Source organism: Halomonas sp. (assembly GCF_029263665.1).
In the GTDB taxonomy this organism is placed as follows: Bacteria; Pseudomonadota; Gammaproteobacteria; order Pseudomonadales; family Halomonadaceae; genus Halomonas.
On record NZ_JAJUFQ010000018.1, the window covers coordinates 42290 to 62553 of the forward strand.

A 20264-nucleotide genomic window follows, 5' to 3' on the forward strand; every position below is an offset into this window, starting at 1 on the left:
CTTTTCCACCGTACCCTCATACTCATGCATAAAAGTTGTACCTATCCATGAAAGCCCGTCACTTGCCTTCCACGGTCACCATCCAGTGCTTCGAGACTGCGGCGCGACACCTCAGCTTTACCCGTGCCGCCGAAGAGTTGAGCATCACCCAGAGCGCCGTCAGCAAGCAGGTGGCACAATTGGAAGATGTGCTGCAACGCAAGCTGTTCCGCCGCCTGAGGCGCAGTCTGGTGCTGACACCGGAAGGCGCGCTGTACCTGAGCGAAGCGCGCAAGATTCTGGCCCAGCTCGAGATGTCGACCAATACCATCCAGACCTGGAGCGGCCAGGGCGAAGTGCTGAAAGTCGCGACCTTGCCGACTTTCGGCAGCCGCTGGCTGGCACGCCATCTCCCCGCCTTCCTCGAAGCCCGCCCACAACTGACCCTGCAGCTCACCGATCGTGTCGAGGCCTTCGACGTGCATGGCGAAGGCCTCGACGTGGCAGTGTTCCATGGTCATGGCAGTTGGCCGGGGCTCGAATGCCACCGATTGTTTGGCGAGGAGGTCGTCGCAGTGGCCGCCCCGCACTACCTGGCCGAGCGACAGCCGGATGCCGCCCGAGCCTTCGGCGACTGTCGCCTGCTGCACCTCGCCACCCGCCCAGCTGCCTGGCACCACTGGTTTGCCGGTCAGGGCATCCGCAGTGAACGCAGCTACTACGGTACTCGTGTCGAGACCTTCCACACCCTGATCCAGATGCTGATCAACGGCGCTGGACTGGGGCTGGTGCCGCGCTTTCTGATCGACGAGGAACTGGACAGCGGCCAACTGCAACTCGCCTCTCCCCACGTACTGACCACTCCCGACGCCTATTACCTGGTCACTCCGGAAGCCCTGGGCGAGCAACCACACGTCAGACACTTCATCGACTATCTGATCGAGCGGGCGCAGTGTTCTGCATTCCCCGAGCCACCCAGCCCTTAAGGAAGCGCTGCATAAATCAGTGAGCGAGTTCAAGCGCAAGGCGCCCGGAGCGCAGGAACCGGAGCATAGGCCGACTATGTGAGGATTCCGAGCACCGCGTAACGCAGCGATTGGCTTCGTGTAGCTATTTATTCAGTGTTTCCCTAATGGCCCAGAATCTGGCTGAGGAACAGCCGCGTCCGTTCCGAGCGTGGCGCACTGAAGAATGTCTCCGGCGGTGCTTCCTCGATGATCTGCCCCTGATCCATGAAGATCACTCGGTCGGCTACGGTTCTGGCAAAGCCCATTTCATGGGTCACACAGAGCATGGTCATGCCGTCCCGGGCCAATTCGACCATGACATCGAGCACTTCCTTGATCATCTCTGGATCGAGGGCCGACGTCGGCTCATCGAACAGCATGACTTCCGGCTTGAGACATAGGGCCCGAGCGATGGCCACCCGCTGCTGCTGACCACCGGATAACTGACCGGGATACTTGTGGGCCTGGTCAGCGATCTGCACCCGCTCGAGATACTCCATGGCGGTGGCTTCGGCCTCCCGCCGCGGGCGCCGCTGCACCCATGTCTGGGCGATACAGCAGTTTTCCAGCACCGATAGATGGGGAAACAGGTTGAAGTGCTGGAATACCATGCCGACGTGGCGACGGATCTGCTCGATGCGCTTGACGTCCTCGGTCATGTGCATGCCATCGACCACGATATCGCCCTGCTGATGCTCCTCGAGATGATTGATGCAACGGATCAGGGTCGACTTGCCGGAGCCGGAGGGTCCACAGATGACGATTCGCTCCCCGCGCTCGACCTTGAGGTCGATATCCCGCAGCACATGAAAGTCGCCATACCACTTGTTGAGCCCGGATATCTCGATCATCGCCGGCTGGTCGGAAGCCGAGGCTGGTGATGTACCTTCCGGCACAGACGTGGCAGCTTGAGAGGACATCATCTTTACTCCCGAATCATTGGAATTGTTGTGGGCCTGGCGGCGCTAGGAGCAGCCTGGTCATGGCTGAGGCAAGTCTCATCAATGGCCACGATGCAGACGCCGCTCCATATGCTGACTGTAGCGCGACATGCTGAAGCAGAAGACCCAGAACATCAGTGCCGCAAATACATACCCTTCCGTCGCGAAGCCCAGCCAATCGCTATCGGTCAAGCCTGCACGGATGATCGCCAGCAGGTCGAACAGGCCGATGATCAACACCAGCGAAGTGTCCTTGAACAGCGCGATGAAGGTGTTGACGATACCGGGAATCACCAGCTTGAGCGCCTGGGGCAGGATGATCAGTCCCATTCGTCGCCAATAGCTGAGTCCCAGTGCCTTGGCGGCTTCCTCCTGGCCCTTGGGTATCGCCTGCAGACCACCTCGTACCACCTCGGCCATGTAGGCGCTCCAGAAGAACATGATGCCGATCAGCGCCCGCAGCAGCTTGTTGAACTCGACCTCGTTGGGCACGAACAGCGGCAGCATGACCGATGCCATGAACAGCACGGTGATCAGCGGTACGCCACGCCAGAACTCGATGAAGACGATGCACAGGCTTCTGACCAGCGGCATCTGCGAGCGGCGCCCCAACGCTAGCAAGACGCCAAGCGGTAATGAGCCGACGATACCCACTGTTGCCACCGTCAGCGTCAGCATCAGGCCACCCCAGCGGCGAGTCGGGACATGGGGCAGATCGAACACACCGCCCACCAACAGCAACCAGGCGATGATCGGGAACCCGACCAGAGCAAAGACCACCACCCACTTTTTGGCTGGCATGCGCGGAATCGCCAGCCAGGCAATGGTCACCGCCATCAATGCCAGGGTGATATCGACCCGATAGCGCTCAGCGACGGGATAGAAGCCATAGACGATGGTTTCGAAGCGCGCACTGATGAATACCCAGCAAGCCCCTTCACCGGAACAGGCCTCGCGACTATCGCCAAGCCAGTCGGCATTGATCAGCGCCCACTGGACCATCGGCGTCAGTGCCCACACCAGTAGTGCCAGCGTCAACAGGCTGACGATCGAGTTGACCGGGCCATTGAACAGCCGCGAGCGCAGCCAGCCGACCAGACCATGGCGGATGTCCGGTGCCGGGCGTGCCGCAATCAAGGTATCTCGCGCAGTGGAATCGTTCATGCTAGCGCTCCTTGATCAGGGTGCGGGCGTTGTAGATGTTCATGAACGCCGACACCACAAGACTGATGGTCAGATACACCGCCATGGTGATGGCAATGATCTCGATCGCCTGCCCGGTCTGATTCAGGGAGGTACCGGCGAAGACCGCCACCAGGTCGGGATAACCGATCGCCGTCGCCAGCGACGAGTTCTTGATCAGGTTCAGATACTGGCTGGTCAACTGCGGCACGATCACCCGCATGGCCTGGGGGATCACCACCTTGCGCAGGGTGATGTTCGGCGACAGGCCGATGGCACGCGAGGCCTCGACCTGGCCTGAGGGTACCGACTGAATACCCGAGCGCACGATCTCGGCGATGAAGGACGCCGTATAGATCGACAGTGCCAGCCACAGCGCCATCAGCTCGGGAATGACCGTGATGCCGCCACGAAAGTTGAAGCCCTTCAGTTCCGGTATCTCCCAGCTCAGTGGCGCGCCACTGATGACAAAAGCCAGCAGCGGTAGACCGATGATCATCGCCGTGCCGCACCAGTACACCGGCAATGCCCGACCGGTTCGCTCCTGCAGACGCCGTGCGTAGAGCGCAAAGGCAATACTGGCAACGACCGCCACCGCCAGTGCTGCCAGTGTCAGCCCGAAGCCAGCTTCCGGTATTGGTGCCGGCACCACCAGACCACGTACATTGAGAAACACCGCCTCCATCAACGACAGGCTCTGGCGTGGACTCGGTAGTGCCTGGAGCACCGCGAAGTACCAGAACAGGATCTGTACCAGCAGCGGAATATTGCGGAATATCTCGACGTAGGCAGCCGCTAGGCGCGCCAGCAGCCAATTGGGTGACAGCCGCGCAATGCCAACAGCAAAGCCAATGATGGTCGCTGCCACGATACCCATGGCCGAGACCAGCAACGTATTGAGCAGGCCGACGATGAAGGTTCGCCCGTAGGTGCTGTTGCCGGGAAAGTCGATCAGGGTCTGGGGAATGGAAAACCCGGCTCGTTCGCTCAGAAAGGCAAAGCCGGTGGTAATGCCACGCTCATCCAGGTTAGTCAGGGCATTGTTTACCATCATGGTAATCAAGGCCACCAGACCAACAAGCAGTAACGCCTGAATGATCAGAGCACGGAACGCAGGACGCCGCCACAACGGGACGTGGCTGGCTGAGGGGTTGGACATGACTGGCCTCTAGCGCAACAACTCGACGATGTCGCGGAGATAACCCGCAACATCATCCAGTCAGATGAGAAACCGGACCGAGGCTCGCAACCCTGATGAAGCAGAGCCCAGTCTACTCACGGCTCGTCCCGGCGGGTTGCGCACACGGGGGCGCAACCTGCCAGGACGGGCTCAGCGAATCGGCGGTGCGTAGAGAATTCCGCCCTGATCCCACAGCGCGTTCAAGCCACGGCTGATCTTGAGTGGTGAGTTGGCCCCTACGGTTTCATCAAACACCTCACCGTAATTGCCTACCTGAGCAATGATGTTGTAGGCCCAGTCGTTGCCGAGCCCCAACTGCTCGCCATAGGTCCCTTCCACCCCCAGAAGACGTGCCACTTGAGGATTCGGCGGATCATTCTTCATCTGCTCGACATTCTCGCGTGTTACCCCAAGTTCCTCAGCATTGACCATGGCGTATACCGTCCACTTTACGATGTCGAACCATTGATCGTCGCCTTGACGAACCACCGGACCGAGAGGTTCCTTCGAGATCAGTTGCGTCATGATCTCGACGCTTTCCGGATCGGGCAATTGCAGGCGCAAGGCACTGAGCTGAGAGGTATCGGAAGTCAACACATCGCAGCGCCCACTGGCAAAGCCCGACGCCGTCTGGTCGGGGGTATCGAAGGTCACGGTACTGATCTCGATTCCCTTGGACGGAAAGTAATCGGCCAGGTTGAGTTCATGAGTCGTGCCGGACTGGATACAGATGGAGGCTCCGTCCAGGTCCTCGAGGCTGGTCACGCCGAGATCCTTCGACACCATGAAGCCCTGGCCATCGTAGAAGGTGGTAGTGGTGAAATTGAGCCCCAGCGAGTTATCACGAGTTGCCGTCCAGGTCGTGTTGCGAGACAGCACGTCGATCTCCCCGGACTGCAGCGCGGTGAAGCGCTCCTTGGCCGTGAGCGGTGTGAACTCGACCTGGTCAGGATCGCCGAAGATCGCTGACGACAGAGCCCGGCAGGTTTCCACGTCCAGTCCCTGCCACTGACCACTGGCATCTGGTGAGGAAAACCCGGAGAGCCCGACATTGACGCCACAGGTGAGATTGCCACGCTGCTTGACCTCATCCAGAGTCGCGGCGGAGGCTACGCTTGTCATGCCCAGGGTCAGGGCAGCGACAGAGAGAGGGATCAGCATCTTGTTATTGTTGCGTTTCATGCTTTCAACTCCGATCGGTTGCGTGTGCTGATTGGCTGATTGTGTCGATTTGCCAATTTGCTGAATCACGCAATTTACTATCGGAGCCAAAACGTTCTTGGTCAACGCAGGTTTTAAACGCTAGCTCGAATTACACCTTACTTGTGATCCCGGTCATGCCTTCAACCCCAGGCGCCTGGCCAGGCGATGCAGATTGCCCGCATCCACCCCCAGTTCCCTGGCAGCCCCTGCCCAATTTCCCTGCTCGGCCAAGGCATGCTGTATATGCTCACGCTGGAAGGCATCCGTGGCCTCCCGCAGATTCATCGCGACAGCATTACCTGGCTCAGGCTTCTTGATGGAGTGCCCTTCTTCAAGGGATTCGGCAACATTCTGACGTCCCCCCATGCTGGGATCGAGCCCTAGGTGATGAGGGTTGATTCGTACCACTCGGCGCCTGGGATCGGCCGCAGGAGGTGCTTCCGCCACGGCCAGCAATGATGCCCTGGCCAATACATGCTCCAGTTCACGCACATTGCCCGGCCACGCCCAGGTGCTCAGGGCCTGCCGAGTCTCCGTCGCAAGACGCAGATTACCGACCCCCAGACGTATGCGGTTCTCTTCCAGAAAGTGTCCGATCAACAGCGGCAAGTCTTCCGGTCGCTCGCGCAGAGGCGGAACACGTAACGGAAAGGCACTGAGACGGTGATAGAGGTCTTCGCGGAAACGACCGGCGGCGACTTCCGCCGCCAGATCGCGGTTGGTCACAGCAACCACACGCACATCCACGCTGCGGGACCTCTCACTGCCCAGGGCCTGAATCTCCCCTTCCTGCAGCGCTCGGAGCAGCTTGGGCTGCAGTGCCAAGGGCAGTTCTCCGACCTCATCGAGGACCAGAGTGCCGCCATCCGCCATGGCGAAATGCCCGCGATGATCCCGGGTTGCCCCGGAAAAGGCACCACGCTGATGGCCAAACAGAGCGCTTTCAATCAATGAGGCAGGCAATGCCGCACAGTTGACCATGACCAAGGGACCATCCGCCCGACGTGAATACTCATGCACGGCCCGGGAAATCCGCTCCTTGCCTACACCAGTCTCGCCATGCACCAGCACACTCATGTCAGAGGCAGCCACCAGCTCTATCGAAGCCATCAGCTGACGCATGGCCGGACTGTTCCAGCGGCTCACGATGGATGGCTTGAGCGGTGTTTCCTGAGTCACCGCCAGTTGCATGCGTGCCGAGCCTAATCGTTCGGCCAGACACAGGCAGGTACCAAGCAGATCGGCTGCGGCAATCAGTCCTTCGTCATCCAAGGATGCCAGTTGCCCCGGTGTCAGAGCATCCAGCGTCACCATTCCGATCAGGCGCTTGCCATCACGTAGAGCAACCCCCAGGCAATCGTGCACCTGACTCAGCTCTTCATCGAGCAGGCCATCGTAAGGGTCAGGCAGCGGGGAATCAGCCGGAAAACGGCACACCTGCGGCGTTTCTGCAATGGCCGCCAAGCGCGGGTGTTCTTCCAGCAGAAAGGTCTTGCCACGCACGCTCTCCGGCAGGCCGATCACGGCCACTGGCACAAGGCCATTACCCTGATGCACCAGTAAAGCGCTGGCATCGGCTCCGGTTCCCGCCACCAGCGTCTCGAGCAGGTCCTGCCAGGCTTCCACCAGGCCATCGTCATCATTTCCCCCGAGGCGCACCAGCAGTTCCCGCAGGCGCTGCATGAACGTCACCATGGTCAGTCCCCTGAATTGTCAATTTCACAATCACCAATGTCATTAAGACAATCAATGTAGTGTCATTCTGACATCACAACAACAAGCCGTCAGGACGCGTCTCTATCCGACATGAAGCTGAAATGCGCCTGGCACAAGGCCTGCAGGCAACTATATGCGGCAGGATGACGCAGGCCTGGCATGTCGGCATGCGGGTTGCGACAAGAAAGGAGAATGATCACACCTAGGAGTCACGCCATGACCACAGCCGCTCAGGACGCCATCATCGACGCCACTGCTCCCGTTGTCGCCGAACACTTGAATGCCATTACCGCCTGTTTCTATCCGTTGATGTTCGAGCGCTACCCTGAGGTGGCCAGCTTCTTCAACCAGACCCATCAGCGCGATGGCGCCCAGCCGCGCGCACTGGCTCAGTCGGTACTGGCCTATGTGGGTCTGCGCAAGCGCCCGGCCGAGGCTCAGGCCGCCATGGCCACCGCGATCAGCAAGCACGTATCGCTGGGCATTCAGCCTGAGCAGTATCCCGTTGTTGGCGAATGCCTGATGGCGGCCATCGGAGAGGTACTGGGTGATGCCGTCACCCCGGAAATCGCCGATGCCTGGGGGGCACTGTATCAGGACCTGGCCGACTTGCTGATTGCCGCCGAGGCACAGCGCTACGATGCATTCGCCCACAGCCAGGGCGGTTGGAAAGGCACACGAGATTTCCGCATCGCTGACATTCGTCAGGAAAGCGACGTCATCCGTTCCTTCTATCTTGAACCCGTCGATGGCGGCCCAGTGGCAGAAGCCAAGCCCGGCCAGTACATTGGCCTCAAGCTGAACATCAACGGCCAGACGACACACCGCCACTATAGCCTGTCGGGTCTGCTCGATGGCCGCGGCTACCGTATCTCGGTCAAGCAGGAACCGGAAGGCCTGGTAAGCAACTGGCTGCACCAGCAGGCCAGGGTCGGTGATGTGCTGGAGCTGCTGCCACCCGCTGGCGAGCTGACCCTGGACGACAGTGACACCCCCGTGGTGCTGATCAGCGGCGGCGTTGGCCAGACCCCCATGCTGCCCTTGGTGCGTCAGGCTCTGAAGCAGGGCCGCCGGGTAAGCTACCTGCATGCGGCACGCAGTGCTCAGCATCATGCCTTTGCCCATGATCTCAAGGAGCTTGCTGCCCAGCATCCCGACCAGCTGACCACCCTGGTCGCCTACGAAGAAGGTGAAGGCGGTGATGTTCAGGGGCGCATCGAGAAGGAAGTGCTGGCTCGCCTGCTGCCAAGCGACAAGGCCCAGTGCTACTTCGTCGGCCCGCAAGAATTCATGAGTGTGATGGATCGTTATCTGGAGGAACTCGGCGTTCCCGGCAACCAGCGTCATTACGAGCATTTCGGCCCGTCCCGCCCCTTGCACACCGCAGCCTGAGATCACCAGCAGAACATTTTGCCCGGTGAAAATGCACAAGGCCGCATCGAAAACGATGCGGCCTTGTGCCATCCGGCGCCAGCAGAAGAAGAGAAATATCGCCTAGGCGTGCTGGCGCGCCTGTGGCTTGCGTATCACCATGAAGTAATAGAACACTCCCGTCAGGGCCAGGAAGAACAGGCTATCCGGACTGGTCAGGAAGATCAGCGGACTGCCGTCGGAGATCGACAACGAACGTCGACAGTATTCCTCGAGACTTGGTCCCAGCACGAACCCCAGCAGCAGACAGGCAACCGGATAACCATGTCGACGCAGGAGCCAGGCCAGTAAACCGAACAACAGCGCGAGTCCCATCTGGAAGATCGAATAGGTCGCCACATAACAGCCGACCAGCGCGATCACCGCGATGCTGGCATAAAGTATGTCCCGCCTGATCGACACGATGCGCACGAACCAGGGCCCCAGCAGGTAGAGCGTCAACGGCACCAGGATCAAGGCCGACACAAACAGAGCCATGAACATGGGAGCGATCAGGGCCATCTGGCTGTCGAGGAACTGTGGCCCGGGCTGCAGACCATTGATCACCAGCACCCCCAACACAATCGCCGTTGTCGGATCCCCCGGTATGCCGAATGACAGCATCGGGACAAAAGCGCCGCTGCACATGGCATTGTTGGCCCCCTCGGCGGCTGCAATGCCTTCCACAGAGCCCTTGCCGTACTTCTCGGGGTGCTTCGAACTGCGCATTGACTCGGCATAGGCGACGAAAGCCGCCATCGACCCGCCTGCTCCAGGCAGAACCCCCACCGCATAGCCGATGACTGCACACTTCACATAGCGGAATAAGCCGATCTCTCGCACCTCGCTCCACGGTGGAATGAAGTCGCGACGCCGGATCGGAGCCGCCTTGACGTCCGCGACTTCCACGGTGCGTGCTGACTTGTTCTCGGCCTGCACCAGCAGCTCGCTGATGGCGAAGGCTCCGATCACCAACGGCATGATGTCGATCCCCTGCATCAACACGGCAGTACCGAAGGTGAATCTGGTCACTGGCTGCATCACATCGATACCGACGGTGGCAATCATGACCCCTAGTGTGGTTGCCACCAGTCCCTTGGAGATTGCCCCACGCTGGGAGATGACAATCACGATCAGGGCGAAGGCAATCAACGCAAACTTGCCTGGCGTGCGTATCAACAGCGCCGCGTCGGTGGCCAGTGGCGCCACCACCATCAACAACACCGCGCCCAGAGCACCGCCAATCATCGAGGCCAGGGCCGCGTGGCCCAGCGCCTTGGCGCCTTCCCCGCGCTGCTGCATGGGATAGCCTTCAATAGCGGTCATCATCGACGCTGGCGCACCGGGTATATTGATCGTCGTTGCAGTAATGCTGCCACTGCACATGCCGGCCATGAAAATGCCGGCACAGGCCACCAGCGCCGCCGTGATATCAAGGCTGTAGGTCAACGGCAGCAATAGCGCGATAGCCAGCATCGAGGTCAGCCCCGGCACGGCCCCGAAGAAGGTTCCGATCAGATAACCACCGATCAGGTAGGGAAGAATGTCGGGCTGCATGAGTACGGCAAACCCACGCATCAATTCAGCAACATAGTCCATGTGTTATCCCCACAGTACCGGTAGGCGGACCTGGAACACCCACTCGAAGAGTCCGTACCCCAACACCGCAATGGCCACGGCAATCAGCGCCTTGACCAGTAGTTGCTGTCGACCGGGACGCCCGGCGCTGAACACCAGGGTCATGGCAAAGGCATAGAGTGCGGTGCTGATGAAGTACCCCAGCAATGAGAACAGCGCGATATAGGCGGCAGTCAGCACCACCACCGCGAGGGGCCCGAATGACGTGCTGGCATCCGCCTCTGTGGATGGCTCGTCTTCACTCTCGGCAGCCGTCTTGCGCCGCCCCCCCAGTACTGACGTCCCCAATGCCACCAGCATGATCAAGCCAAGTACCACCGGGAAAAAAGAAGCGGTGATATTGCCGTTGCTGATCGGTGGCGCGATGCCCAATGCCGCTACCAGATAGACCAGGGTCAGGGCCAGCAGCAGCACGGCGACTCCCGTGCTGCTGCCCAACCAGGACAGAATTTTCATGACCGGACCTCATGGAATGGTGCCCCGCCATGCTCGAGCATGACGGGGTTGACGTTGATCGGGGTCATTGCCCCAGCAGCCCCGCTTTCTTGAGCTCATCCATACGACCAAAGAGCGCCTGCTGCGTCGTCTGTGCCCAGTCGGTAACCTCGTCATGACCCAACCAGTTGGGTGTCACCCCGACATCGACCAACCAGCGCTGGAATTCCTCGCTGTCGTAAGCCTGTTGGTAAGCCTGTTCCAGAGCAGAGATGGCCTCGTCCGGCGTATTGGCGGGCGCCGCCAGAATCACGAAACTGCCCATCTGGATGTCGTAGCCCAACTCCTTGGCCGGAGGAACATCAGGGAAGCTCTCGCTCTGCACATCAGTGAACTCCACCAGGCCACGCGCGTCCCCCGATGAGATCAGCGACTCGAAATCGCCCAGGCTGGTGAGGGCAAAATCCACTTCCCCATTGAGCAGCGCTTCTTTCTGTGGCGCCGCACCACCGGGATAGGACACCACCTTGAATGTCACGCCGGCCTGATCCTGGAGCTGGAGCAGCGTCAAGTGGGTGCGGCTGCCCATGTTCTGGATACCAGCACGGATCTCGCCGGGGGCTTCTTTGGCCGCGGCAACCAACTCTTCGAGGCTGGCATATGGCGAGCCATCGGGAACCACGATGGAATCCGGTTCGCTGGTAATCCGGGCGACCAGATCAAGCTTGTCGATATCGTATCCGGCCAGCATGCCCTGCCAGGGAATCGTCACCACGCTATCGTAGGTCAGAGCGACCAGGGTATAGCCATCAGGCCGGGCACCAAGCGCCTGCACCAGACCATTGGCACTCATGCCGCCTTCGATGTTCTCCACATAGATGGTGCCGCCAAGCGAATCTTCAGCGAGGCTGGATATCTTGCGCACGATACCGTCAGTACCGCCGCCTGCGCCCCAGGGCACGATCATGCGGACGTCGCGTTGCGGATAATCGGCGTGTGCCGCGGTAGCGCTGATCAGGGCCACCAGCCCTAGAACCGGGATTGACTTGTGCATGGCGTTGACTCCCTTGGATTGTTATTGGGTTTCAGTCGGACGTACCGGCCTGAGCTGCGAAAACGACTGTTCTCTCTGTAGCAACTACTCTCTGTAGCAACTGTTCTGCAGCAACAACGGTTATCGCTGTACCAACGGATATCTCTGCCGCTGTCTGCATAACCCATCAGAGCTGCGATTTTCAGCGTCCATCATCAGACAGGCAGCGCCAGTACGGCCTGCCAGGTGTCATCTGGAATATGAACGAGTTCATCCGAGCCCTGTCGTCGGTGGTTCATCGTCGCCTGCCCTGGCCAGCGAACCTGTCGTCCCATTTCATCCGGCTCGCTGGCAGCAAGATGATCGGCAATTCCGGCGCAGAGCGCCTCACAGGCCTCCAGGCCACCAAGATGCCGAGGATCGAAAACCATGAAAATCTGGGAGCACCCCGTACCGCTGCCGCGCTGGATACGGTCGATCTGATGACTGGCATTGCCCTGGGACAGCAGCGCGGCCAGGGCATCCAGCAGGATGGCCAGGCCAGAGCCCTTCCAGTAGCCGGTCGGCAACAGTCGCCGAGTGGCAGCAATCACGCCGGGGTCGCGGCTGAGACGCCCCTGCTCATCGAAGCCCCCATCCACCGGTAGCCTCTCTCCGGCCTCGGACAGGGTGGTCAGCTTGCCGTAGGAAAACTGCGACATGGCCATGTCCAGCACCAGCGGCCCCTCTTTCGAGGGCACGGCCATGACCAGCGGGTTGTTGCCGATGCTCTGACTCCTGGCGCCCCAGGCCGGCATGCAGGACTCGGTATTGGTCCACATGATGGCGGCATACCCTTGCTCTGCGGCATGCCAGCCATAGGTACCACCGCGCATCCAGTGCGTGGTGTTGCGAAGCGCGACCAGCCCCATGCCATGCTGGCTGGCCAGCGCCATTGCACGCTCAGTGGCGGTGAGAGCGTGGCACACACCAATACCCTGCCCGCCATCGAGAACCTCCAGGGTATCCAGGCGAGTGACCGGTGTCAGAGTCGCCTGCGGATCCACCCACCCCCTGGCGAGATAGTCGACGAACCTAGGGATGCGGCCTACGCCGTGGGAGACCACGCCATCCCGCGTCGACTCGGCATGCACACGGGCACAGAGAGCGGCATCCTCTGCGCCTAACCCAGCCACTCGGAGGATTCGCTCGAGACGCTTTTCCAGCTCAATGAAGGGAATCTCAGCCACGACAGATCCTTAAATAATACATCATACAAATGACAGCCAAGGACAACATAGACCCCGCCTTCTCTGAGCGGTATGCAACTTTAGTGGACGCCCAGATCAGCGCACCCAGCCCCCCACTATGGTCGAACTCGCATACAAAGATCATATGTACTACTAATAGAAGAACTTCTCATGCATCTTTTTCCACATTCACCCATCAGGAAGCCACATGATCGTCGATCTACGCACCTACACCATGGTTCCCGGCCGCCTCAACGCCTTTCTCGAACTCTACGAGCGCGAAGGCCTGCCCATTCAGAAACGTCATCTGGGCAATCTCATCGGCTACTTCGTGACCGAAACAGGCACCCATAATCAGGTTGTCCACCTGTGGGGATACGATTCCGCGGCAGACCGTGAACGGCGCCGCACCGCCATGGAGCAGGACCCAGAGTGGATCGCCTACCGCAAGAAGAGCGCGGAAGCTGGCAACGTCCAGCACCAGTGCAACAAGCTGCTGCGTTCAACGTCATTTTCGCCGCTGTAAGCGGGCCTCTACTGCCATACTTCCAGCAGCCACTCTCTCCCGACGGGACAATGCCATGACCTCTCACACCAGTGCCCACGGTGGTCAGGTGCTCATCAAGGCCCTCGCCGCCCAGGGCGTCGAGCGAGTCTTCTGTGTACCTGGCGAAAGCTATCTTGCCGCTCTCGACGCCTTGCATGATGCTGAGATCGACACCATTGTCGCCCGCCACGAAGGCGGTGCCGCCATGATGGCCGAGGCCGACGGCAAGCTCACCGGCCAGCCGGGGGTGGCCTTCGTGACCCGGGGACCCGGCGCGACCAATGCCTCCAGTGGTGTACACGTAGCCTTCCAGGACTCGACGCCGATGATTCTGTTCATTGGTCAGGTCGCCAGCGACCAGCGTGACCGGGAGGCCTTCCAGGAAGTGGACTACGGGGCAATGTTTGCGCCGCTGGCCAAGTGGGTTGCCACCATCGACCGGGCGGATCGCATTCCGGAATACGTCAGCCATGCCTTCCATGTCGCCCAGAGTGGTCGCCCTGGCCCAGTGGTACTGGCCCTGCCGGAAGACATGCTGTCGAGCCATTGCGAAGCCGACGTGCTGCCCGCGGCCAATCTTCCTAGCGGCAGGGCCGATCAGCAGGATGTCCAGGCCGTCATCGAGACACTGAACGAGGCCGAACGGCCCATGGTCATTGTCGGTGGCAGCGGCTGGTCACAGGCTGCCGCACGGGCATTGGGGCAGTTCGCTGAGCGTTGTCAATTGCCGGTTGGCGCCTCCTTTCGTTGCCAGGACTACCTCGACAATCGCCATCCCAACTATGTGGGTGATGTTGGTATCGGCATCAATCCAGCACTGGCCGAGCGCATCAAGGAGGCGGATGTGGTGCTGGCACTGGGCGCCCGACTCGGTGAAATGACCACCAGCGGCTACACGCTGCTGACACCGCCCAGGTCCCGGCAGCGCCTGATCCACATACACGCCGATGCCGACGAGCTTGGTCGGGTCTATCGTCCAGATCTGCCGGTGGTGGCCAAGGCCGGAATGATGGTACAGCAGTTGGCTGAGCATGCCGTGCCTCCGCGCAATGATCGACGAGCCTGGTTGGAAGCAGCGCGGGCCGACTACGATGCCTGGCAGGTTTCGGAGCCGACACCGGGGGCGTTACGCATGGAGACCTTGATTCATCATCTCAATGAGGCCCTTCCAGACGACGCCATTGTGACTAACGGAGCAGGTAACTACTCCGCATGGCTGCATCGCTATTATCGCTATCGCGATTTTCGCACCCAACTGGCTCCTACCTCGGGCTCGATGGGATACGGCCTGCCCGCTGCCGTGGCAGCCAAACTGCGCTATCCCGAACGGGAAGTGATCTGCCTGGCAGGGGACGGCTGCTTTCAAATGGTATCCCAGGAGTTCGGTACTGCCTGCCAGTATGGCGCCAACATCATCGTGCTGGTGTCCAACAACGGCATGTACGGCACCATTCGCATGCATCAGCAGCGCCGCTATCCACAACGACCTTCCGCGACGGATCTCGTCAACCCAGATTTTGCCGCCCTGGCGCAGGCCTATGGCGGCTATGGCGAGGTCATCCGTGAAGACAAGGAGATAGCATCGGCACTGGATCGAGCCCGCCAGGCGGGTCGCCCGGCAATCCTCGAGCTGCGCGTCGATCGAGAGGCACTTTCCCCGCGGTTGCGTCTGGAGAAGGAGGCTTGAAAGAATCGGGCTTTCTCAGGACCGATGGCACGGGGTAATAGGCCCCTTTGATTGATCCTCTCCTCAAGGTTGGACATCTAGTCCGGCCTTAGGGGAAATCAATATCTCCCCTCTCCTTTTACGTCAGCCATGGCTCACGTGAACGCAAGTAAAGCAGGATTTTACTCAACCGACGCTCACGACATGCTGGGACAGATACCTTGAATCGATATCCGCACCCAGGAGAACCGCCATGCAGGCCTTCGATGCACCTACTGCGCAGACCTCGCCCCGCGATGACAACGCGCTCAACTCGCATTACTGGATGCCTTTCAGCTCCAACCGTGACTTCCGCGAGCATCCACGCCTGATCGCGGGGGCCGAAGGCCGCTACCTGATCGACGATCAGGGTCGTCGCCTGTTCGACTCGCTCTCTGGTCTGTGGACCTGTGGTGCAGGCCACAACCGCGAAGAGATCCAGAAGGCCGTTGCCCAGCAACTGGGCAGCCTGGACTTTGCCCCCAGCTTCCAGGTCTCTCACCCGCTGGCGTTCAAGCTAGCCGAGAAGGTTGCCAGCCTCACACCCAAGGGGCTGGATCATGTGTTCTTCACTGACTCAGGCTCGGAGTCTGCTGATACTGCACTGAAAATGGCCAAGGCTTACTGGCGGCTCAAGGGACATCCGGAAAAGACCCGCCTGATCGGTCGGGCCAAGGGCTATCACGGGGTCAATATCGGCGGCACCAGCCTGGGAGGCATCGGTGGCAACCGCAAGCACTATGGCCAACTGCTCGATGCCAGCCACCTGCCACATACCTTGCAGTCTCAGTTGACCTTCACCCGCGGCCAGGCCGATACGGGAGCCGAACTGGCCGATGCCTTGCTGGAGCAGATTGCCCTGCACGATGCCTCGACCATCGCCGCCGTGATCGTCGAGCCCATGTCCGGTTCGGCCGGTGTCATCGTGCCGCCCAAGGGCTATCTGGAACGCTTACGCGCCATCTGCGATGCCCATGACATCCTGTTGATCTTCGACGAGGTCATCACCGCCTTTGGCCGTTGTGGTGCCAACACGGGGTCTGCGGCGCTTGGCGTCACCCCGGATCTCATAACCATCGCCAAGCAGCTGACCAATGGCGCCGTTCCCATGGGGGCGGTCATTGCTTCCACGGAGATCTACGATACTTTCATGCATGCAGGTGGCCCGCAGCATGCCATCGAATTCACCCACGGCTACACCTACAGTGGCCATCCAGTAGCCTGTGCCGCAGGCCTGGCGGCTCTCGACCTGCTCGAGCGTGAGGATTTTCCCGCGCAGGTGCGCGCCATCGCTCCAGTGTTCGAAGACAAGCTTCATGCCCTCAAGGGACGCTCGCATGTGGTCGATATTCGTAACTTCGGCCTGGCTGGCGCCATTCAGCTTGCCCCGCGCCATGGCGACCCGAGCATCCGTCCACGGGACGCCCACCTGGCCTTGTGGGAAGCAGGCTTCTACGTACGCTACGGCGGCGATACGCTGCAGTTCGGCCCTCCTTTCTCGACCACCGAGGCAGAACTGGAGCGGCTGTTCGATGCCGTGGCCGGTGTCCTCGACAGCCTGAACTGATAGAAAGTATCTCGTCTATTCACTGCAAATCGACAGCCTGTGGACAGCTCTTATACCGGTGATTCACAGAGTTATCCACAGGCTCACGCCACACTCACAAGAACGCAAGCGGACTCTTCATGCAAAACACGATTACCCACTGGATCAACGGCGAACACATCACCTCCGAGCGCACGCTACCTGTCACCAACCCTGCTGACGGCACCACCATTCGCCAGGTGGCCGACGGAGACAGCCATACGGTGGAACTTGCCATTGAGGCGGCTCAAGCAGCGTTTCCTGCCTGGCGTGACACTCCTCCGGCCAAGCGCGCCCAGGTCATGTACCGTTTCAAGGCATTGCTCGAGCGCGATGCTGAACGCCTGGTTCAGCTGATCAGCGAGGAACACGGCAAGACCCTGGAAGACGCTATGGGCGAACTGCGCCGGGGGATCGAGAATGTCGAATATGCCTGCGGCGTCCCAGAGCTGATCAAGGGTGAGTATTCGCATAATGTAGGCCCCTCCATTGATGCCTGGTCCAATTTCCAGCCGCTTGGCGTGGTAGCGGGGATCACTCCCTTCAACTTCCCGGCCATGGTGCCGCTGTGGATGTATCCCATGGCGATTGCCTGCGGTAATACCTTCATTCTCAAGCCTTCGGAAAAAGACCCCTCGGCCGCCATGGCCGTAGCAGAACTGCTGGAAGAAGCGGGCCTGCCCAGAGGGGTGATCAGCGTGGTCCATGGCGGTCGTGAGTGCGTGGAAGCCCTGCTCGATGCCCCCGAAGTCAAGGCGGTGTCTTTTGTCGGTTCCACCCCCATCGCTGAAGCCATCTATACCCGTGGCGCAGCATCTGGCAAACGTGTTCAAGCCTTGGGTGGTGCCAAGAACCATGCGGTGGTACTGCCCGATGCCGACATCGAGAATGCCGCCAACACACTGATGGGTGCCGCCTATGGCAGTGCCGGCGAGCGTTGCATGGCGATCTCTGTCGCGGTGTGTGTGGGAGACGGAACGGCCGAACGGCTGATCGAAGCCATGCAGCCGAAAATCGCCGCCCTCAAGATCGGCCCGGGTACTGAGAAAGGGCTCGACATGGGCGCCCTGGTCACTGCCGAACATCGCGACAAGGTGCTGGGCTATATCGAGTACGGTCTTCAGGAAGGTGCAGAACTGGTCGCCGATGGTCGCGGACTGGTCGTTCCCGATCACGAAGATGGCTACTTCGTCGGTGGGTGCCTGTTCGACAAGGTCACCCCGGAGATGCGTATCTACCGTGAAGAAATCTTTGGTCCGGTGCTGTGCATCGTGCGAGTGGACAGCCTCGATGAAGCCATCGCCCTGACCAACGCCCACGAATACGGCAACGGCACTTGCCTGTTCACTCGCGATGGCGAGGCGGCCCGCCGCTTTGCCGATGCCATTGAAGTCGGCATGGTCGGCATCAACGTGCCGCTGCCCGTTCCCGTGGCTTATCACAGCTTCGGCGGATGGAAACGCTCACTATTCGGTGACCTGCACGCCTATGGGCCCGATGCGGTACGCTTCTATACCCGGCGCAAGGCCATCTCCCAGCGCTGGCCCTCTAGCTTTGAGACCAGCCAGGCGGAGTTCTCCTTCCCATCCTGATCAGTATCCATGATCCATATCGGCCTCGCTCTGCGGGGCCGATGCCATACCGGACACATGATAATCACAAGGAGCAAAACATGTTCGGACTCCCCTCCTCCACAACCTGGCTAGTCGTCGGCGTTCCCCTGTTCTGGGTTCTCTATACCTTGGGTTTCCTTTGGGTGACGCGTGGCTGGCCAGGGCTCAAACGCTCGGAAAGTGAACACTGAAACGCGTCCATGCCTCAGCAACGAGCCATTCAGCAACGAGCAATAACGCCTGAAACATGTCGACTGAGTAATAACAACAATGCTCCAGGAAGGAGACAGAAGTGAACACTACCGTCCTGCTTTTTCTTGCCCTGTACTTCATCGCCATGCTGGCGGTGGGCGTCATTTCCATGCGTAGGGGAGGTTCCAGCAGCATGGAAGGCTACTACCTCAGCGGGCGCAACGTCGGTCCATTGGTCACTGCCATGACCATGCAGTCCACCTCGATGAGTGGCTACATGTTTCTGGGTGCCGGTTCTCTCGGCTATACCCAGGGCTATTACGGTTTCTGGTATGCCGCGGGTGATATTGGTGGTGGCGTGGTCAACCTCTCGGTGCTTGGCCGCAGGATGCGCAAGCTGTCCCAGATCATGGGCGCACTGACCTCCATCGAGTATCTCGAGAAACGCTATCCCAGCAAATGGGTTAGGCTGATTGCCGCGACTCTGTCCGTCTTTCTGCTGGGAGCTTACGTGCTGGCACAGTTCATTGCCGGCGGCAAAGGCCTGGAGCTGGTCACAGGCTTGCCCTACGAGGTAGCGCTGAGCATCGCCGTGGCCGTCATCCTTGCCTACACCCTGATGGGTGGCTACGGTGCCGTGGCCTACACAGATCTGCTGCAGAGTTTCGTGATGATCATCGGCATCGTCTGGATTCTTGCTGCCACCCTGCAGGAAGTGGGAGGCCTGACAGCCGCCAATGAAGCCATTGCCGCTCTGGATCCCACCCTGCTCAGTGTCTGGGGCAAGGATCTCGCCTTCGAAGGCCAGTGGGGCATGGTGCTCGGCGCCTTTCTGATCTTCTCGATCGGTTACATGGGCTGGCCCCACGTCGTCACCCGACACATGGCCATGCGCAACCCTTTTCATGCCCGTCGCGCCGGTGTCTATGCCACCTTGTGGAACCTGATCTTCGTCAGCGCACCTTATATTCTCGGCACCCTGGCCATTCTGGTCCTGCCTGACCTGGATGACCCCGAGCAGGCCATCTTCTCCCTCGCCCAGAATCTGCTGCCTGCAGCAGCCGTCGGTATCGTGATGGCAGCGATCATGGCGGCCATCATGTCCACGGCGGACTCCATCCTGCTACAGACCGGCAGCATCGCCGCCCGAGACATCTATGAGCGTTTTATCAACCCAGACATGGGTGAGCGTCAGATGGTACGGGTATCCCAGCTCATCGTTCTGGTGTTGGGAGTGGTGTGCGGTATCGTAGCCATCTTCGAGCCTCCTGCGGTGTTTTCCATCGTGGTATTCACTACCTCGGTGCTGGGCAGCGCCTTCCTGCCGGCCTATGTCGCTGCCGTCTGGTGGCGCAAGGCCAATACGCCAGGGGCGCTGGCCTCGATGATTGTTGGCAGCGTGGTCGCATTTTTCTGGCAGTACCTGGCGCTGGATAGCGTGACAGAGCTGCACCCCATGCTGGTCGGTGTGGTGATGTCGAGCCTGGCCATGGTGATCGGCAGTCTGTTGACCCAGGCCAGCCATCCCGTACCGGAGCATATCTTGCACGCCATGGAAGAGACGGCTGAATTACGTCCGCTGCCACGCTCCCTGGCATCACAGCAGAGCTTCGAACTGGCCCACGAAGCCATGACGCTCAAGACCCACGGGCGCCAGGCATGAAGCATG

Annotated in this window: 17 protein-coding genes; 8 read left to right on the plus strand and 9 right to left on the minus strand. The window is 60.2% G+C overall.

Annotated elements, in window-relative coordinates; genetic code table 11:
• The first annotated feature begins 47 nt into the window (after positions 1 to 47).
• Positions 48 to 965 (plus strand): LysR substrate-binding domain-containing protein, encoded by a 918-nt coding sequence (locus Q1K07_RS15960; RefSeq protein ID WP_300313002.1) that lies wholly within the window; start codon positions 48 to 50, stop codon positions 963 to 965.
• 143 nt (positions 966 to 1108) lie between these two features.
• On the opposite strand, the gene Q1K07_RS15965 is transcribed toward Q1K07_RS15960, so the two are convergent.
• The 5 genes from Q1K07_RS15965 to norR form a co-directional block, all read right to left on the minus strand.
• A complete protein-coding gene (locus tag Q1K07_RS15965; RefSeq protein WP_300313138.1) occupies positions 1109 to 1837 on the minus strand; it encodes an amino acid ABC transporter ATP-binding protein in 729 nt (242 codons plus the stop codon).
• A 150-nt stretch (positions 1838 to 1987) separates the two neighbouring features.
• Positions 1988 to 3091 (minus strand): amino acid ABC transporter permease, encoded by a 1104-nt coding sequence (locus Q1K07_RS15970; RefSeq protein WP_300313005.1) that lies wholly within the window; start codon positions 3089 to 3091, stop codon positions 1988 to 1990.
• Position 3092: 1 nt separating this feature from the next.
• Entirely contained in the window at positions 3093 to 4268 is a 1176-nt protein-coding gene (locus tag Q1K07_RS15975; protein WP_300313008.1) for an amino acid ABC transporter permease, read from the minus strand.
• Between the two features lie 171 nt (positions 4269 to 4439).
• Positions 4440 to 5471 (minus strand): amino acid ABC transporter substrate-binding protein, encoded by a 1032-nt coding sequence (locus tag Q1K07_RS15980; RefSeq protein WP_300313011.1) that lies wholly within the window; start codon positions 5469 to 5471, stop codon positions 4440 to 4442.
• A 153-nt stretch (positions 5472 to 5624) separates the two neighbouring features.
• On the minus strand, positions 5625 to 7187 hold the full coding sequence (gene norR / locus Q1K07_RS15985) for a nitric oxide reductase transcriptional regulator NorR (protein WP_300313014.1): 1563 nt from the start codon (positions 7185 to 7187) through the stop codon (positions 5625 to 5627).
• Positions 7188 to 7424: 237 nt separating this feature from the next.
• Between norR and hmpA the strand changes: the two genes are divergently transcribed.
• Entirely contained in the window at positions 7425 to 8600 is a 1176-nt protein-coding gene (gene hmpA / locus Q1K07_RS15990) for an NO-inducible flavohemoprotein (RefSeq protein WP_300313016.1), read from the plus strand.
• A 102-nt stretch (positions 8601 to 8702) separates the two neighbouring features.
• Here hmpA and Q1K07_RS15995 read toward each other — a convergent pair whose 3' ends face one another.
• From Q1K07_RS15995 to yiaK, 4 genes are all read right to left on the minus strand, one after another.
• Positions 8703 to 10217: a tripartite tricarboxylate transporter permease gene (locus Q1K07_RS15995; protein WP_300313019.1), complete on the minus strand. Its 1515-nt coding sequence runs from the start codon at positions 10215 to 10217 to the stop codon at positions 8703 to 8705.
• Between the two features lie 3 nt (positions 10218 to 10220).
• Positions 10221 to 10712: a tripartite tricarboxylate transporter TctB family protein gene (locus Q1K07_RS16000; protein ID WP_300313021.1), complete on the minus strand. Its 492-nt coding sequence runs from the start codon at positions 10710 to 10712 to the stop codon at positions 10221 to 10223.
• Between the two features lie 64 nt (positions 10713 to 10776).
• Positions 10777 to 11745: a tripartite tricarboxylate transporter substrate binding protein gene (locus Q1K07_RS16005; RefSeq protein ID WP_300313023.1), complete on the minus strand. Its 969-nt coding sequence runs from the start codon at positions 11743 to 11745 to the stop codon at positions 10777 to 10779.
• Between the two features lie 194 nt (positions 11746 to 11939).
• The gene (gene yiaK, locus Q1K07_RS16010; RefSeq protein WP_300313025.1) at positions 11940 to 12953 is read right to left on the minus strand and encodes a 3-dehydro-L-gulonate 2-dehydrogenase; all 1014 of its coding nucleotides are present in this window, start codon (positions 12951 to 12953) and stop codon (positions 11940 to 11942) included.
• Positions 12954 to 13161: 208 nt separating this feature from the next.
• Between yiaK and Q1K07_RS16015 the strand changes: the two genes are divergently transcribed.
• The 6 genes from Q1K07_RS16015 (at position 13162) to Q1K07_RS16040 (ending at position 20258) form a co-directional block, all read left to right on the plus strand.
• Positions 13162 to 13479, plus strand: coding sequence for an NIPSNAP family protein (locus tag Q1K07_RS16015; protein WP_300313028.1), 318 nt, complete (start codon positions 13162 to 13164; stop codon positions 13477 to 13479).
• 55 nt (positions 13480 to 13534) lie between these two features.
• The gene (locus Q1K07_RS16020; protein WP_300313030.1) at positions 13535 to 15187 is read left to right on the plus strand and encodes a thiamine pyrophosphate-binding protein; all 1653 of its coding nucleotides are present in this window, start codon (positions 13535 to 13537) and stop codon (positions 15185 to 15187) included.
• Between the two features lie 232 nt (positions 15188 to 15419).
• Entirely contained in the window at positions 15420 to 16772 is a 1353-nt protein-coding gene (locus Q1K07_RS16025; protein ID WP_300313033.1) for an aminotransferase class III-fold pyridoxal phosphate-dependent enzyme, read from the plus strand.
• 119 nt (positions 16773 to 16891) lie between these two features.
• A complete protein-coding gene (locus Q1K07_RS16030; RefSeq protein WP_300313036.1) occupies positions 16892 to 18382 on the plus strand; it encodes a CoA-acylating methylmalonate-semialdehyde dehydrogenase in 1491 nt (496 codons plus the stop codon).
• Between the two features lie 80 nt (positions 18383 to 18462).
• Entirely contained in the window at positions 18463 to 18594 is a 132-nt protein-coding gene (locus tag Q1K07_RS16035) for a hypothetical protein (protein WP_300313039.1), read from the plus strand.
• Between the two features lie 101 nt (positions 18595 to 18695).
• Entirely contained in the window at positions 18696 to 20258 is a 1563-nt protein-coding gene (locus Q1K07_RS16040; protein ID WP_300313041.1) for a sodium/proline symporter, read from the plus strand.
• The last annotated feature ends 6 nt before the right edge of the window (positions 20259 to 20264 follow it).